The following is a 15643-nucleotide window of genomic DNA, read 5'->3' on the forward strand; positions in this document are numbered from 1 at the left end:
GGCAATGCCCACCTGCCCAACGCGCCGGCGTGGAAAGACGCTCCTCCCGCGCCGGCGCTTCTTTCTACTCTGACAGCACGCGAAGTAAATTCGACGCAGCGGTGGCTTTGACCCGCAGCCGTACCGATGAGGGACCGGCTGCGGCGTGTTGCACGCCGTTCTCAACTGAGCCGTCGGCCAGCCTGTTCCATCGACAGAGGCCTTTCAGTTTAAGCAACATCTCGGCGTATCTATTTTGTTGTGTTCGGATTCTCTGGAATGCCGGTGTACTCCTTTCGGTACACCAGAGTGATTGTTGCTTTTAATAAATTAATTCAGCATATTGCATGGCAATGCAGCCGGGTTGTACCCAAATGCGAACACTCTGAAAGGCCGTGAACGTGCCGCAGGGATCCTAATTTATACTAATAAATCAATACATTAAGAGATTGACACGCATGGTACAAACATTGCTTTGAGAACAGTATCAAATGCATTCTTCTTTGTGATTTTTGTAACAAGACGCTTCTGGATTTTATGCCGGAGAGCCGGCGCGCCCATTGCGAAGCGGACGGGAGCGTTCGACCGAAATGCGAAAGGACGGTCGACTGCAGACGCTTCCGCAAGACTGGAGCCGCCGATGGATGGCGTGTTTTCACATGACGAAATAGTTTCGCAAAAGTCTATGGAGACGCTTTGATGTATGCAGCGCATGTCCGGCATGTGCAAACTGGATCGTAAAATAGTTTCTTGAATCTGCTTTTCCGTCGCTGTCGGACAGCGAGGCTGAGCAGCAGGGAATTCTCGTAAAATGAGATTTTTGAAGAGTCCTGCCCGATCCAAAACCGTTGGAGCAACGTCGGTCGTTTTGGGGCAAAGGGGCAAATCGGCGATCAGTGTGTCGGGAATGCCGCCCATGCCAGAGCTAGGAAGTCAGGTCTTCCGGTTGCGCGAGCAGGGCCACAGCCGGCCGGAACACGGATGCGGCCATGCAGATGCGCCGGCTGGCCTCGAGGTTTGCGCGGCACGGCTTCGCCGGAGCGGCCGGCGCGAACGGGATGGCTTCGAGGCTGCCCCGGTCCGGGGGGCAGAGGCACGGGACGTCCGCAGGCGTCCCCAGGAGACAAGCGTTCCCCGACGGAGTTTCCAGGCAACCACCGTCCGCAGAAACTATAAATCACCATCTGGAGAGAATGTCGCGGCATTTTCTTCGAAACAAAAGGAGGGAGTTTGTCGTCATACAGAACAATGGGCAATCAGTGGCGTCGCCGGAGAGCGTTTCGGCGACCGAGTTTTCCATCAGGTACTGTCTGATGTCATTCCGTCTGCCCTGCGCAGAACGGAAACTGTTGACGGTATGCTGACGATTCTCACTGCGATATTGTATAAAGCAGAACGGAGACAACATGAAAAGGATGTATGAAGGCTACTCCCCAATGTCGCGACGCACGTTCCTGAAGGGGTCTGCCGTCACGCTTGCAGCTTTTTCCATGGGCGGGGCGATGATGCCACGCTTTGCTTCCGCAGCTGAAGTTTCGCCGGGAAACGCTCCGTATATTACGCAGATAACGCCGGAATTGATCAAGGACAACGACACCGGGTGGATTTATTACGGCGCGGAGGCCAAAGACCGGCCGCTGACGCCCAATGACAAGGCGCAGATGAAGCCCGAAGATTTCCAAAAGGATGCCCTCACGCTCAAGTGCTCCTGCTACTACCCGAACAGCGGCGACATCGGTCACGGCATCCACTGGGAGACCTTCAGCTTCCTGGAATACAAATTCGGCGGCCGGGTGAAATTCGACCGGTATTTCGGCCAGTCCCTGCACAGCCTCGTCGACGGTTGGAAATCGCTGCGCGCCGGCCTCGTGGACATCACGCAGATCTACCACATCCACAACCAGGGCGCTTTCAACCTGTTCATGGCCGACGGCCTGCCCTTCCTCTCCAACAGCGTGGTCGTGGCCACCCAGATCATGGAGGAGATGTACCCCAAGTATTTCAAAAAGGAAGTCGAGGCCCAGCAGGTCCATCTCGGCTGGATCCCCCACTTCGACGTGCAGGGCCTCATCTGCACCACGCCCATCCGCAAGATGGAAGACCTCAAGGGCAAGCGGATCATGGGCTTTGGCGGCGAGGTCATGCGCAACACCCTGATCGGTCTGGGCGCGACCCCTGTGGCCATCCCCACCCCGGACGTCTTCATCGGCCTGCAGCGCGGCGTCGTCGACGGCGTGGCCTGGGCGGTCGGCAGCATGATCCCCTGGCGTTTCCACGAAGTCGCCAAATACGTCACGGTCACCGGCATGTCCAACACCGCCATCAGCTACGGCATCAACAGGAAGACGTTCGCCAGCCTTTCCCCGGAAATGCAGAAGGAACTGTATTTCAATTGCCGATTGGCCGGCAATCATATGTCGGAAGGCTACACCAAACTGGAGGACCGCGGCCTCAAGGGCCTCAAGGAGGCGGGCGTCGAGATCATCACCCTTGACCCCGAGGAAAAGAAGCGCTGGGTCCAGGTCGGCGACACCATCTGGGACAAGTTCATTGCCGAAAACGAGAAGAAGGGCTTGCCTGCCAAGGAATTCGCCAAGGACTTCCGGGATTGCGCCGCGAAATTCAACGCCATGACCATCCGGCAGATCCGGGAATACGTCGAGGACCCCAAGAACACGATCCATGGCATCATTGACGGTTTTTAAACGCACCGTCTGCACTGCAGTTCCAAAGTCTGGACTCCGGAATCGCGGTTCCGGAGTCCAGCTGGGTATTTTCGCACCGACAAGGAGCTTCCTATGCTGAAAGACGACACGGAACCCAGCGGTGGAGCCGGCTGGGCTGAGCTGGCGATCGATGATCTTGATGTGGCGGGGAAATGCGGTCCTTGCGTTCCCGTAAAAGAGGAGGTCGAAGACCTGCCCAAAGTCGGCTGGATGAAGGCCCTGGACAAAGTGGCCGACCTTTGCCTCATAGGCAGCATGTATGTGCTCTATCCCGCCATTTTGGTGGTCATCTGCACGGACGTCATTGGCCGCAACTTCTTCGGAACGCCCCTGTCCTGGGCCATCGAAGGCAGTGGCTTGTTCCTCATCGGCGGCATCTTTCTTGCCGTTTCCCGAGTGGAACTGGACAACGACCACATATTGCTCGACATCCTCTATGCGAATTATTCGAAGAAAAAGAAACTGATCTGCGACATGGTGACCAGGTCCATCGCTTTCTTGTGGATGCTGGCCGCGACCATCCGCAGCTCCTTCGAGATCCCCACCTCCATCGTTTTAAAGGAGAGCGGGACCGACTTCCGTTATCCCTTCTGGCCCATGCGCGTGATCATGACGTTCGGCTTCCTCGTACTTACGCTGGCCCTGCTCGCCAATGCCGTCCACGCGTATCAGCAACTTCGCAACGGAGGAAGAAAGTAATGCATTTCGATCCAGTCATGCTGGGATATGCCGGCATCGTCGTGATGCTCGCCCTATCCGTAGCGGGCATGCCCATGGCCTATGCCATGTGCGCCGTGGCCAGCATCGGGCTTTGCTTCACGTTGGGAGTCGTCAATGCCTCGACCCAGACCATGTTCGTGGCCTGGGAACAGGCGAGCAACTTTTCCCTGATGAGTATCCCGTTGTTCATCTTCATGGGGTCCATAGCCTACCATACCGGCATTGTCGGCGACCTCTTCGTGGCCTTCCGACGATGGATAGGCTTTCTGCCCGGCGGCCTGACCGCCGCGGGCATCTTCGCCGCGGCCTGCTTCGGCGCGGTGACCGGTTCCACGGCGGCGGCTTCCGCCACCATGGCCTCGACCGTCATCCCGGAGCTGGAAAAAGCCGGTTACGACCAGAAGCTGGCCGCGGGCGCCATTGCCGCCTCGGGCGGCCTGGCGGCCATCATTCCGCCCAGCGTGTTCGTGATCATCTACGCGGTGCTCACGGACCAGTCGGCGGGCGAGATGTTCATCGCCATTCTCGGCCCCGGCCTGCTCACCACGGCCCTGTTCGCCCTGTACTGCATCGTCCGCTGCTGCATCACCCCGTCCATGGGGCCGAAGCAGCCCAGCTGCACCTGGAAGGAACGCTTCCAGTGCCTGCCCGCCGCCATTCCCATCATGGTGACCTTCGCCATCGTCGTGGGCGGCATCTACGGCGGCCTGGCCACCCCCACCGAGGCTGCCGCCATGGGCGTGGTGGGCGTCATCATCATCGCGGCCTGCATGGGGCGGCTGACCAAAAAACTGCTCGTCCCGGCCTTCCGGGAAGGGGCCAAGATGAGCGCGGCCATCTTCTTCCTGTTCATCGGCGGCTGGCTGATGGCGCGCTTCATGGTCACCACCGGCACCACGCACCACATGGTGGACATGTTCGTCGGCATGAAAATGTCTTACAACATGCTTATTTTCTTGATGTTCGTTCTTTTCCTGATCCTGGGCTGCATCCTGGAGTCCACGTCCATCCTGGTCCTGACCATGCCCTTCATGTTCCCCATCACCCAGCAGTACGGCGTCAACCCGGTCTGGTTCGGCGTGTTCGTGACGGTCATGATGGTGCTGGCCGGCATTTCTCCCCCGGTCGGCCTCAACGTGTTCGTGGTGCGCGGCGTCTGCCAGCACATATCGGTGATGAACATCTACAAGGGGGCGGCGCCGTTCCTGTTCATCCTCATGATCACCGTCCTTGTGATGTGCATCTGGCCGGATCTTGTCCTGGGTCCTGTGCACCACATGATGAGCAGTTCCCATCCCTGACGGTTCCTAAGTCCTGACATGGCAAAATGCGCAGCCCGGTTTTGCATATGGGCTGGCAAGGCCGGGGAAAGGCGACAGCCTTTTCCCGGCCTTCGTCGTGCAATGGGCCGGAATTCACGCCCGGCGGGATTCCCCCCTCAAGACTGCGAGGCGAGTATGTCTGATGCATCCGGGGCCCGCGCGGCTGCGCCCGGCCTGCCCCTTCCCGCGTACGGCATGTGGACGAGCGTTTTTCTCGCGGGCTTCATCCTCATGGTCGCGTACGGCGTGCGCCTGACCGTGGGCCTGTTCGTCCATCCGATCATCATGGACAAGGGCCTGACCATCGCCGAAGTGAGCATGGCGCTGGCCATAGGGCAGATATCCTGGGGCCTGTTCCAGCCGCTCTTCGGGGCCTGGGTGGACAAAGGCCACGCGTTCGCCGCCCTTGCCGTGGGGGCGTTTTGCATCGCGGCCGGCCAGTTCCTGACCATGGCCTCGGACGACGTCTGGATCCTCGTCCTGGCCCAGGGGCTCTTTTCCCCGGCCGGGATCGCGGCCGGCAGCTTCGCCATCCTCATCGGGATCGTGGGCGGCCGCATCCCCGCAGACAAGCGCTCGGTGGCCAGCGGCATCATCAATTCGGGCGGATCGCTGGGGCAGTTCGTCTTCGCGCCCATCGTCCAGTTCTGCATCCAACTGCGCGGTTACTCCACCAGCCTGGCGGTCCTGGCCGCAGTCGCGCTGGCGGCCGTCTATCCGGCCTGGGCGCTTTGCCGGCGCAATCCGCCCGTGCCCAGGTCCGAACGCCATCCGGACGTGTTCAGGCCGGAAACGCCGCTGGCGCGCGAGGGCCTAAGCGAGCAAATCCGTACCGCCCTGCGCGACCCGAGCTTCCTTTTTCTCAATGCCGGATTTTTCACCTGTGGTTTTCACGTGGCCTTTCTCGTCACGCACCTTCCCGGCGAAGTGACCGCCTGCGGGCACACCGCCGCGGTGTCCGCGGCCAGCATTTCCTTGATCGGCCTGTGCAATATCGCCGGCTGCATCGGTGCCGGCATTCTCGGCAAGTATTACCGCATGAAAAACGTGCTGGCCACCACGTATGCCGCGCGGGCCGTGATGATCATGCTGTTCATCTTCTCCTCGAAGTCGGAACTGGCCTTCTATGTTTTTTCCGCGGCCACGGGCTTTACCTGGCTCGCGACCGTGCCCCCGACGGCCGGCATCGTGGGAAAGCTGTTCGGCCAGCGCTACGTGGCGACCTTGTTCGGGCTGACCTTCTTCACGCACCAGATCGGCGGCTTTTTCGGGGCCTGGCTTGGCGGCGTGGCCATGGAGACCTCGGGGAACCTGTTGTGGGTCTGGTGGGTGGACGTCGCCCTGGCGAGCATGGCCGCCCTGGTGAACCTGCCGATCAAGGAAGAGGCCCCTCGGTGGCGCAAGGTCGCCGCTTGATCGCCAATGGCCTCGGAGAGCCTGACGGCGCTGCGCCGGCGGCATAGCGGGGCAGCGTCCGGAAGCCCGGCAAGCCCTTTTGCTTCGCGCCGGGGCCGGCGGCATAGGATACTGCGCCATCGCGAGCGGATGGGGAGCGCCGAAGCGCGGGGCGGCGTTTGCGGCGGCGACTCCCCGGCGGCGAAGCGGCGCGGGGACACGGCGAAGCAGCGGGCCGGGGATGCCCCCGGCCGTGGGAACGGTGTCCGTGCCGCGGCATGAGCCGGCAGGCCTGGTCGCCTCGATCTGCAGACCGGCGGCCCTGGGCCCGCTTGCGCAGGCGACAGGGCCGCATCGTCAGGATCGGTAGGCGCTCGGCCGGGGGGCCCGGGAGCCGACGCCCCGCCCCGAGCTTGCCCGGTCCGGCCTAGAAGAACACCCAGGTGAGGAGCAGGAACAGGGGGATCAGAATGCCCACGGACCAAGCCATGTAGCCGAAAAAGCTCGGCATGCGCACGCCCTGGTTTTCCGCGATGGACCGGACCATGAAGTTGGGCGCGTTGCCGATGTAGGTGTTGGCGCCCATGAAGACCGCGCCGGCCGAAATGGCGGCCAGGGTGGCGGGGGCGTTGTGCATGAGGTGCATGGGATCGCCGCCCGCGGTATTGAAAAAGACCACATAGGTCGGAGCATTGTCCAGGAAACTCGACAACATGCCCGTGAGCCACAGGTACATGGCGTTGTCGGGCTGGCCGTTGTGGGTCACGAGTTGGATGAGTCCGGAAAGCGCGCCATCGCTCCCGGCTTTCAAAATGGCGATGGCCGGAATCATGCTGATGAAGATGCCCAGGAAAAGTTTGGCCACCTCCTGAATGGGCGCCCAGGAAAAGCAGTTCAACTCGCGGCACGTGCCGTCGGTGCAGCGCAGGGACAGCCAGGCGATGCCCAGCAGCAACACGTCGCGCAGCAGGTTCTGCCCCTCGATGGGGATGCCGTAGATCGTCGTGACGACGCCCAGCGGGGAGAGGCCGGTGACCAGAACCACCGCCACCACGCCCAGCAGAAAGAGCAGGTTGATCTTCCCGTCTATGCCGAGCTTCTCCGGCGCCTCCTGGCCGTCCGACGACTGCAGGGGCTTGCCTTCCTTGGCGTAGAGGACGGAATCGATCGTCAGGTAAATCAGCAGCAAGGCCACCACCATCATCAGGGTCTTGGGGAAAAGGTTGGTCGTGACCCAAAAAAAGCTGACGCCTTTCAAAAAGCCCAAGAACAGCGGCGGATCGCCCAAGGGCGTCAACGAACCTCCGATATTGGCGACCAGGAAAATAAAGAAGATGATGCTGTGCACCTTGTAGCGGCGATGGGCGTTGGCCTGCAGCAACGGACGGATGAGTATCATGGCCGCGCCGGTGGTGCCCATCCAGCTTGCGAGCACAGTGCCGATGGCCAGCAGGCTGGTATTGACCAAGGGAGTCCCGGTGAGCGACCCTTTGAGCCGCACGCCCCCGGCGACGGTAAAGAGCGTAAAAAGCAAGATGATGAAAGGAATGTAGTCCAGCAAAATGATATGCAGGAACTCGTAGAAGGCGACGGAGAACCCGTACGCCAACGCGCAGGGAACCAGGAAGGCCATCGCCCAGAAGACGGAAATCTTGCCGAAATGGTGCTCCCAGAATTGCGGCGCGAACAACGGTATCAAGGCGATGGAAAGCAACATGCACGCAAATGGGATGGCCCAGTAGATCGTCAGTTGCGCACCAGGAACGGAGAGGTGCTGGTCGGCCAGGGCCGTAGCGGGAATGCCTAGCAGAGCCGAAAACATGGCGAGAAGAATCATGAACGTCGGCATGGCTACTCCAAGTAATCTAACGTGTAGAGGCGTTAATCTTCAATACTATTTCCATCTCCAAAAAGGACATCCCCGATTGTCCGCATCATTCGAGATGCAGTAGATTTTCTCCAGGCCTGCGCTGGCCTCTCCGGCTCGCATTTTCAAGAACAAGGCCTTCCTTTCGGCTCATGCCCTCTTCCACCGCATAGAATCATCTTCCATCCGAACTCGTTCGCCGCACCGGCTGCTTTTTTCATATCGTCAGGGCAACATTTCTTTGCTGCATCCTCGCGCATTTCCGTCAAAGCACTGGCCCCTTCTGAAATGACCTTGACCTTTGTTCGTATTGTTTCTTTAAAATGATGGCGTGCCCCCTTCCAGCGAGGCACCTATTGGCGCGGCCCGATACGAATGTCGCAGTCGGCCTTGTTAGTTTGAGAGATCGAAGCAAACCTCGCGAGTTGCCCAATGCGTTTCCCAATGCCCCCGCTTTCCGGCGCAAACGCCCCCGAAAAACACCCCGCGGCGCTGCCCGCCCCCCCATGTGCCTGGAGCCGTCGACATCGGACGGCCTTTGCATATCTAGCAAGGCCCATACCAAAAAATATTTATAATAATTTCAAAATATTATATTTAACAGGAGACCTTCCGCGCCTACGGCCGAGACAAAAATCATAGCGCCTTGTCGCCGCGCCGACCGCACTCAATCCAACATACTGAATTTACTGCATTTAACAACAGACGGTCGCCTTCATATATGTGCTGTTTGTCACGAAATCGGTACACCCATGAACAACCGCGTCGTATATTCCCCAAAAAAATCATTCAAAAAAAGACAGTTAGAATAGTTGCATGACATTCTCTGGCCTGAAGGCTGCAGCGGAAAAGTTGACTACAGGGACAGGACTGTTGGAGATGAGCGCATGTCCGTCTTGGGCCTATTGACGGCGGCGACTTTCCTCACTAATGTTGAAAAAAAAATTGAATTTAACTGTTCCCATTTTGGTCCTCAAGCGATCTTTCTGCCTTTTCGACAATGGCGGGGGCCAATTGGGCTTTTATGCAGCCAATACAGGACCATCGTATGCCCAGTCACAATTTTGCTACGCCCGAAGCGCTCGCGAAACTTGCCGAGAGCCCGTACTCCGGGGTCTTTGAATTGCTGCACACCGGCATAGCCATTTTGTCCGCGACCGGCGACTTCCTCTATGCCAATAAGACATATTTGGAAATGTACAACCTCCCGGCGGACATTGTCGGCAAGCACGTCTCTGAGCTTTTTCTCACCGCCGAGCAGGGGGTTATGACGACAATTCGCACCCGAAAACTCACGCTCTGTTCGAGCGTCACCAAGGACAACGCCCAGGGGGTTTCCTTCCGCTACCCTGTTCTGGATGCGAAAGGAGAACTGGTAGGCGTCACCATCGAAAGCGTTTCCCCCAACATCAGCAAGGATAAACTTCTTTCGCTGCTGGAGATGGTACGAAACCTTGAGATGCAGGCGCATTACTACGAGCGCAAGACGCAAAAGAAACACGGGATGCTCCATACCTTTGAGAGCATTGTCGGAGAATCCGAGGCCATGCAGGCCATGAAAAAGCGCGGCAGGCGTTTTGCCAAGAGCAGAGAACCCATTCTGCTTATCGGCGAGAGCGGTACGGGCAAAGAATTGATTGCCCAGGCTCTGCACTCGGCCAGCGATCGCGCTTCAAAGCCTTTTGTCACTGTAAACTGTGCGGCATTGCCCCATGAACTGATGGAGTCGGAACTCTTTGGTTATGAAGCTGGAGCATTCACCGGCGCCAAGTCCGGAGGGTTGAAGGGGAAATTTGAACAGGCGGACAAAGGCACGATTTTTCTTGATGAAATCGGCGAGCTACCCATGCCCCTGCAGGCGAAGCTCTTGCGCGTTCTGGAAAGCGGCGAGATACAGAAGATTGCCCATTCCGGCAGCCTGCATTCGGACTTCCGCCTTATCGCCGCGACCAATAGAAATCTCGCCGAATTGGTAAAAAACAGAAATTTCCGGGAAGATCTCTACCACAGGCTGAATATTCTCGAAGGGAAATCACGATCTCCAATGAACTCTACCGCGTTTTCAGCCTCTACTCCTGGCGCGGCAACATCCGCGAACTCAAAAACATCCTGACCTTCGCGCTGTACAGCCTTGAGGATGACGGCGATGTCCTGACCATCGATCACTTGCCGGATCGATTCCTGCGTGAGATGCGCAATGAACGGCCCAAGCCCGCCGAAAATTTCCAGGTGGAAGAACAGAATCTCGCCAAGGCCGGAGCCGAAGCCGAGCGCAAGGTGCTGGCGGCCGTGCTGGCCAGCACGGAATACAACAAAACCCTGGCCGCCCGCGTCCTAGGCATTTCCCGCAACAAACTCTACAAGAAAATGCGGGATCTCGGACTGCACAGCGCGACGGATGGGTCCGCTCTCGCAAAAAAAGCGTCAGATGACGCCCGTAGGGGCCGGGAATTGCTGCACCCCGTGCAACCACCCACAAAACGTTTGCATTCCCGCCATAGGAACACTGGCTGAGCACATTTTTCTTGTCGGTTCCTGGTCAGGACGGTTCCCTAATCAGCAGCAGTAGCATCGGGGCCCGATCTATCGGCCTGTGCGGGAGGATCGCTATCCAAGCTGATACAAAAACGGATTTGGCTCATTTGTGGATGAATGAAGGCGAGTCCTACGCCCATAGAGGGGATCCGAAGCAACGTCTGTTTGTAAATGGTTCCGCTTCACTTCCGGATCAATATCCCCGACGCTGACGCTGAAACCTGACGTTGCACGGTTTCGCGTTTGCGCATCTGCTCGACGGAATGCGCCATCCACCCTCGCAAATATTTCGACAGCGACTTACCTCTCTTTCGGCCTGTTCTCGGATCACATCCATTATTTCAGTTTCACATCGAAATTGGACATACTCAATTCCCGTTTTGCGGTCGCGTTTTCGCATCGCGTCCTGACGGTCTGTCGACGTATAATCCATGTGCCCCCCCCCGGCATTATATATGACACCGGAAAAATAACCTGTTAATATATGCTCTACGCCGTCCCATGTGGTGCTCTGTCAACCGTCACATGGGACGGCAATTCTACCGTTACATGCAACGGTTTCTTGTCCGACACTTGTCCGACAGTATATTGCAAGGCTTTTTCTCCAGCCGGTCCGCGTCATGGCCCGGGTCAGGCAAGGGGCAATGCCGGAAGGCATGCCCTTGCCTTCTGTTGCGCCCCATCCCGCCCCGTCTTCGCCCGTCCGTCGCGGCGATGGCTCGCTCTCGCCGGCCATCCCGTCACCCCCTGCGCGCGAAGGTCCCGTGCTGTCGCCTCGGCGCCAACCGGACCGCTCCCTGCTGCGCAACGCCGAATGCCCCATGCCCCGCCACGGTGACCCGGCCGACGCACGGGCGGAAAGCGTCCCGTGCCCATGCCCCCGGGCCGGGGACTGGCCTCCAACCGGCATGCCCGGCCCCACGAAGAAGCCGGCCGGCAGACGATCCCATTTTTTATCATTTATAACTGCATGATACGAAAATTGTTCGAATCAGAACAATCCCGCGCCACGAAGGAACACATCAACGCCCTGTCTCGGCCATCCTCAGGCAATATATTAGTATAATTAATTTTTATTTGAATACAGTCGCCCACGACCGGCAACGGGGAGGCCGCCGACGCTTTCGGGCCTGGGCATCCGGCCGCTCCTCGCCGTTCCCCCGTGAACACATGCCCCGCCCGTCCCTGCCTTCTCCTCCCGCCGCAGGAGCAAGCAAGCGAGAGAAAGGAGACATAGTAACAATATGTTTTTACGTGATTTTTTTCCGATAGCCACGTCCCGGGGCGTGTCTCGGTGAAGCCCTCCCGTCCGCCCTCGATGTGCTGGCACGCATTTCGCTATTCTTCGGAAAATTCAAAAAACAGTCTTTGATAACAAAGTATTGAATATCTCTTAACGTGCTGCGCATCATCCGTGTCGAGGGAACCCGGCATGAGAAACCAGTCTTTGTGGATTCCGTTCGGGACAAGACGAGGGAGAACCGGCCTTCGGCCCTCGTTTGAAGATTCAGCAACCATCGCACTGTAGGGGTAAAGCATGCTCGACATAGCCGTCATGAAGGAAGAGGTCACCAAGATACTGGACCACTACAAGGGCAAGACCTACAAAAGCCGGAAGGATCACGTCCTGGTCGTGGATTCCAGCGAAGCGCCCCAGGAAATCGTCGCCGACTGCCGGACGGTTCCCGGCATCATCACGGAGCGCGGCTGCTGCTACGCCGGCTGCAAGGGCGTGGTCGTGGGGCCTCTCAAGGACACGGTGGCCCTGACCCACGGGCCCATAGGCTGCGGCTACTACAGCTGGCTCACCCGGCGCAACAAGGCCCGCATGAACGAAGGGGACAAGCACAACTACCTCCCCTACTGCTTTTCCACGGACATGCAGGAGACAGACGTCGTCTTCGGCGGCGAGAAGAAGCTGCGCCAGGCCATCACCGAGATCGTGGACATCTTCAACCCGCCGAGCATCATGATCTGCTCGACCTGCCCGGTGGGGCTCATTGGCGACGACATCCAGGCCGTGGCCCGCTGGTCCCAGGAGCAGTTCGGCATCCAGACCATCGCCTACGGCTGCGAGGGCTACAAGGGCGTGAGCCAGTCGGCCGGACACCACATCGCCAACAACGGCCTGTACAAGAACGTCATCGGAACGGGCACCGATCCTTCCGTCAAGAAGAAGTATTCCGTCAACATCCTCGGCGAATACAACATCGGCGGCGACGGCTGGGAAATCGAACGGATGCTCCACAGCCTCGGCTACACCATCCTTTCGATCATGTCCGGCGACGGCTCCGTCGCACGCCTGCGAAACGCCCATTTCGCCGACCTTAACCTGGTGCAGTGCCACCGCTCGACGAACTACAACGCCGAGCTGCTGCGCGAGACCTACGGCACGGACTGGATCAAGGTAAACTTCCTCGGCGTGCGCGCCACCATCAAGGCCCTGCGCGACATGGCCCTGTATTTCGGCGATCCGGAACTCATCACCAGGACCGAGGAGTTCATCTACGGGGAACTGGAGGCGATCGAGCCCGAGATCGAGAAGTACAAGGCCGTTTGCCAGGGCAAGACCGTGGCGCTTTTCGTCGGCGGCTCCCGGGCCAACCACTTTCAAGGCCTGTTCGAGGAGATCGGCATGGAGACCGTGCTGGCCGGCTTCGAATTCGCCCACCGCGACGACTACGAAGGCCGCGAAGTCATCCCCTTCATCAAGGAAAACGCCGACAACAAGAACATCGAGAACATCACCGGCCAGCCCGACGAGAAGATGTACCGCCTCCTTTTGTCCAAGGAAAAGTTCGAGGAGCTCAACAAGGAAATGGAAATCAACTATTTCAAAGGGATGATCAAGATCATGACCGACGGCAGCGTGGTGGTGGACGACATCAACCACTACGAGATGGAGTCGTTCATGAAGGTCCTCAAGCCCGACCTGTTCGGCTCCGGCATCAAGGAGAAGTACGTCATCCACAAGATGGGGACGCTCTCCAAGCAGATCCACTCCTACGACTACAGCGGCCCCTTCGCCGGCTTCAAGGGCGCGGTCGTCTTCGCCCACGACGTGGCCATGGGGCTGACCACCCCGGTGTGGAAGCTGATCAAACCGAAATGGAGGCGCGACGCCGCGCCCGAACGCACGCTGGCGGAGGTGCTGTAGCCATGCTCGACCATACCCCCAAGGAAATCAAGGAACGCAAGGCCGTGGTCATCAACCCGGCCAAGACCTGCCAGCCCCTGGGCGCGACCTACGCCGCCCTGGGCATCCACCGCTGCCTGCCCCACAGCCACGGCTCCCAGGGCTGCCAGATGTACTTCCGGGGCCATCTCAACCGGCACTTCCGGGAACCGGCCGAGGCCTCGACCAGCTCCTTCACCGAGGGCGCGAGCGTCTTCGGCGGCATGGCCAACCTCAAGACGGCCATCAACAACGTCTTCCACATCTACGACCCGGACATGATCGCCATCCACACCACCTGCCTCTCGGAGACGATCGGGGACGACCTGCCGACGATCATCCGGTCCTCGGAAAAGCCGGAAGGGAAATACATCATCCACGCCAACACGCCGAGCTACGTCGGCTCCCACATCCTCGGCTTCGCCAACATGACCGCGGCGGCCATCCGCTACCTCAGCGCGAAAACCGGCGCCCCCAACGGCAAGATCCTGCTCGTCCCGGGCTTCGTGAACCCCGGCGACATGCGCGAGATCAAGCGCATCATGAAGGCCATGGGCGTGGACTACACCATGCTGCCCGACACCACCGGCGTCATGGACGCGCCCCTGACCGGCAACTACCACATCTTTCCCGACGGCGGCACGCGCATCGAGGACATCATCGACGCCGGCAACTGCCTGGCCACGGTCGCCCTGGGCCAGTTCGCCTCCGGCGCCGCCGCCAGGGAACTGGAAAACAGGTGCGGCGTCGCGCCGCACATCATGGACACGCCCATGAGCATCGACGTCATGGACGATTTCCTGATGCTGCTGTCGCGCCTCACGGGCAGGGAAATCCCGGCGGAACTCGAGGAGGAGCGCGGCCAGATCATCGACATCATGGCCGACCTGCACCAGCACTACTTCGGCAAGCGGGTGGCCCTGTTCGGCGATCCGGACATCATGATCGGCCTGACCGGCTTTTTGCTCGAACTGGGCATGATCCCCGCCTTCGTCCTGACCGGAAGCCCGTCCAACGATTTCGAGAAACGCGTCAACGCCCTGCTGGCCAAGGCCGGCGTGGCAGGCAGGGCCAAGGCGGCCGGCGACCTGTTCGCCCTGCACCAGTGGATCAAAAACGAGCCCGTGGACCTGCTCATCGGCAACACCTACGGGAAATACATCGCCCGCGCCGAGGACATTCCCTTTGTCCGGGTCGGCTTCCCCATCATGGACAGGGGCGTGCATTCCTACCAGCCCGTCGTGGGCTACCGGGGGCTCATGCGCCTGCTGGAGCTCATGGGCAACGCCCTGCTCGAACGCCAGGAGCGGGACGCCAAGGACGAGGACATCGAGCTGATCATGTAGCGCGGCGCCGGCCCGCCTCCCGCGAGGCGGGCCGGCGCGCCCTCGTGCCGGTCCCGCCGGCGCGGCCGGACAGCGCGGCCGCGCGTTCCGGGTCGGGCCGGTCCTGGACCGCCCCTTCGCGCTGCCAAAGGAGATTCCCATGCAAGTCGTGGTCGCCACGCAAGACAAGCAGACGCTCAACGGGCACTTCGCCCTGGCCAGGTATTTCCTGTTCTACGACGTCACCGAGGCGGGCTGGGCCTTGCTCCGGGAAGTCGAGTTCACCCCCGGGGACGACGACGGCCCCGTCTCCAGGATCAGCGGCAAGAAGCCGTTTCGCATCGACGAACGGATCGACGCCATCCGCGGGGCCGATCTCCTGTTCATCTCCGGCATCGGCGGCCCCATCGCGGACAAGGTCATCGCGGCCAAGGTCTACCCCATCGAGATGAACGCGCCGGAGGCCATCGACGCCTCCCTGGACAAGCTGCAGGCGCTCATGAAGGGCAAGCAGCCGCTGTGGCTCCAGAGGATTCTGAAGCACGACTTCCTGTTCGAAGGCGAGTGATCGGCGCGCCCGGGTCCGGGCGCGCCGCCCT

General features: G+C 59.7%; 10 protein-coding genes. 9 read left to right on the top strand and 1 reads right to left on the bottom strand.

What is annotated here, in order from left to right; all coding sequences use genetic code 11:
- Positions 1-1640: 1640 nt before the first annotated feature.
- The 4 genes from dctP to Q1K70_RS00195 all read left to right on the top strand — a co-directional run bounded on the left by dctP (position 1641) and on the right by Q1K70_RS00195 (position 6163).
- A complete protein-coding gene (dctP, locus tag Q1K70_RS00180; RefSeq protein ID WP_300154068.1) occupies positions 1641-2684 on the top strand; it encodes a TRAP transporter substrate-binding protein DctP in 1044 nt (347 codons plus the stop codon).
- 93 nt (positions 2685-2777) lie between these two features.
- Entirely contained in the window at positions 2778-3404 is a 627-nt protein-coding gene (locus Q1K70_RS00185) for a TRAP transporter small permease (protein ID WP_300154071.1), read from the top strand.
- Positions 3404-4726 (top strand): TRAP transporter large permease, encoded by a 1323-nt coding sequence (locus tag Q1K70_RS00190; RefSeq protein WP_300154074.1) that lies wholly within the window; start codon positions 3404-3406, stop codon positions 4724-4726. Before Q1K70_RS00185 ends, Q1K70_RS00190 begins: the two co-directional genes overlap by 1 nt.
- Before the next feature lie 216 nt (positions 4727-4942).
- A complete protein-coding gene (locus tag Q1K70_RS00195) occupies positions 4943-6163 on the top strand; it encodes an MFS transporter (protein ID WP_300154076.1) in 1221 nt (406 codons plus the stop codon).
- Positions 6164-6569: 406 nt separating this feature from the next.
- Here the strand turns inward: Q1K70_RS00195 and Q1K70_RS00200 are convergent, their stop codons facing one another.
- Entirely contained in the window at positions 6570-7991 is a 1422-nt protein-coding gene (locus Q1K70_RS00200) for a sodium:proton antiporter (RefSeq protein WP_300154079.1), read from the bottom strand.
- A gap of 1066 nt (positions 7992-9057) precedes the next feature.
- Here Q1K70_RS00200 and Q1K70_RS00205 point away from each other — a divergent pair.
- From Q1K70_RS00205 to Q1K70_RS00225, 5 genes are all read left to right on the top strand, one after another.
- Positions 9058-10122, top strand: a complete 1065-nt coding sequence (locus Q1K70_RS00205; protein ID WP_300154082.1) for a sigma 54-interacting transcriptional regulator — start codon at positions 9058-9060, stop codon at positions 10120-10122.
- Between the two features lie 53 nt (positions 10123-10175).
- Complete coding sequence (locus Q1K70_RS00210; protein ID WP_300154084.1) at positions 10176-10523, top strand: helix-turn-helix domain-containing protein; 348 nt, start codon at positions 10176-10178, stop codon at positions 10521-10523.
- A 1558-nt stretch (positions 10524-12081) separates the two neighbouring features.
- Positions 12082-13701 (top strand): nitrogenase component I subunit alpha, encoded by a 1620-nt coding sequence (locus Q1K70_RS00215; protein WP_300154086.1) that lies wholly within the window; start codon positions 12082-12084, stop codon positions 13699-13701.
- Positions 13702-13703: 2 nt separating this feature from the next.
- Positions 13704-15065: a nitrogenase molybdenum-iron protein subunit beta gene (nifK, locus tag Q1K70_RS00220; protein ID WP_300154088.1), complete on the top strand. Its 1362-nt coding sequence runs from the start codon at positions 13704-13706 to the stop codon at positions 15063-15065.
- 139 nt (positions 15066-15204) lie between these two features.
- The gene (locus Q1K70_RS00225; RefSeq protein WP_300154091.1) at positions 15205-15612 is read left to right on the top strand and encodes a NifB/NifX family molybdenum-iron cluster-binding protein; all 408 of its coding nucleotides are present in this window, start codon (positions 15205-15207) and stop codon (positions 15610-15612) included.
- The last annotated feature ends 31 nt before the right edge of the window (positions 15613-15643 follow it).

Source organism: Solidesulfovibrio sp. (assembly GCF_029978005.1).
Taxonomy (GTDB): Bacteria; Desulfobacterota; Desulfovibrionia; order Desulfovibrionales; family Desulfovibrionaceae; genus Solidesulfovibrio.

What these genes read in the sequence shown, in the direction of transcription:
- dctP (WP_300154068.1), top strand. Translation starts at nt 1,641, where the DNA reads ATGAAGCCCGAAGATTTCCAAAAGGATGCCCTCACGCTCAAGTGCTCC.
- Q1K70_RS00185 (WP_300154071.1), top strand. Translation starts at nt 2,778, where the DNA reads ATGCTGAAAGACGACACGGAACCCAGCGGTGGAGCCGGCTGGGCTGAG.
- Q1K70_RS00190 (WP_300154074.1), top strand. Translation starts at nt 3,404, where the DNA reads ATGCATTTCGATCCAGTCATGCTGGGATATGCCGGCATCGTCGTGATG.
- Q1K70_RS00195 (WP_300154076.1), top strand. Translation starts at nt 4,943, where the DNA reads ATGTGGACGAGCGTTTTTCTCGCGGGCTTCATCCTCATGGTCGCGTAC.
- Q1K70_RS00200 (WP_300154079.1), bottom strand. Translation starts at nt 7,991, where the DNA reads ATGCCGACGTTCATGATTCTTCTCGCCATGTTTTCGGCTCTGCTAGGC.
- Q1K70_RS00205 (WP_300154082.1), top strand. Translation starts at nt 9,058, where the DNA reads ATGCCCAGTCACAATTTTGCTACGCCCGAAGCGCTCGCGAAACTTGCC.
- Q1K70_RS00215 (WP_300154086.1), top strand. Translation starts at nt 12,082, where the DNA reads ATGCTCGACATAGCCGTCATGAAGGAAGAGGTCACCAAGATACTGGAC.
- nifK (WP_300154088.1), top strand. Translation starts at nt 13,704, where the DNA reads ATGCTCGACCATACCCCCAAGGAAATCAAGGAACGCAAGGCCGTGGTC.
- Q1K70_RS00225 (WP_300154091.1), top strand. Translation starts at nt 15,205, where the DNA reads ATGCAAGTCGTGGTCGCCACGCAAGACAAGCAGACGCTCAACGGGCAC.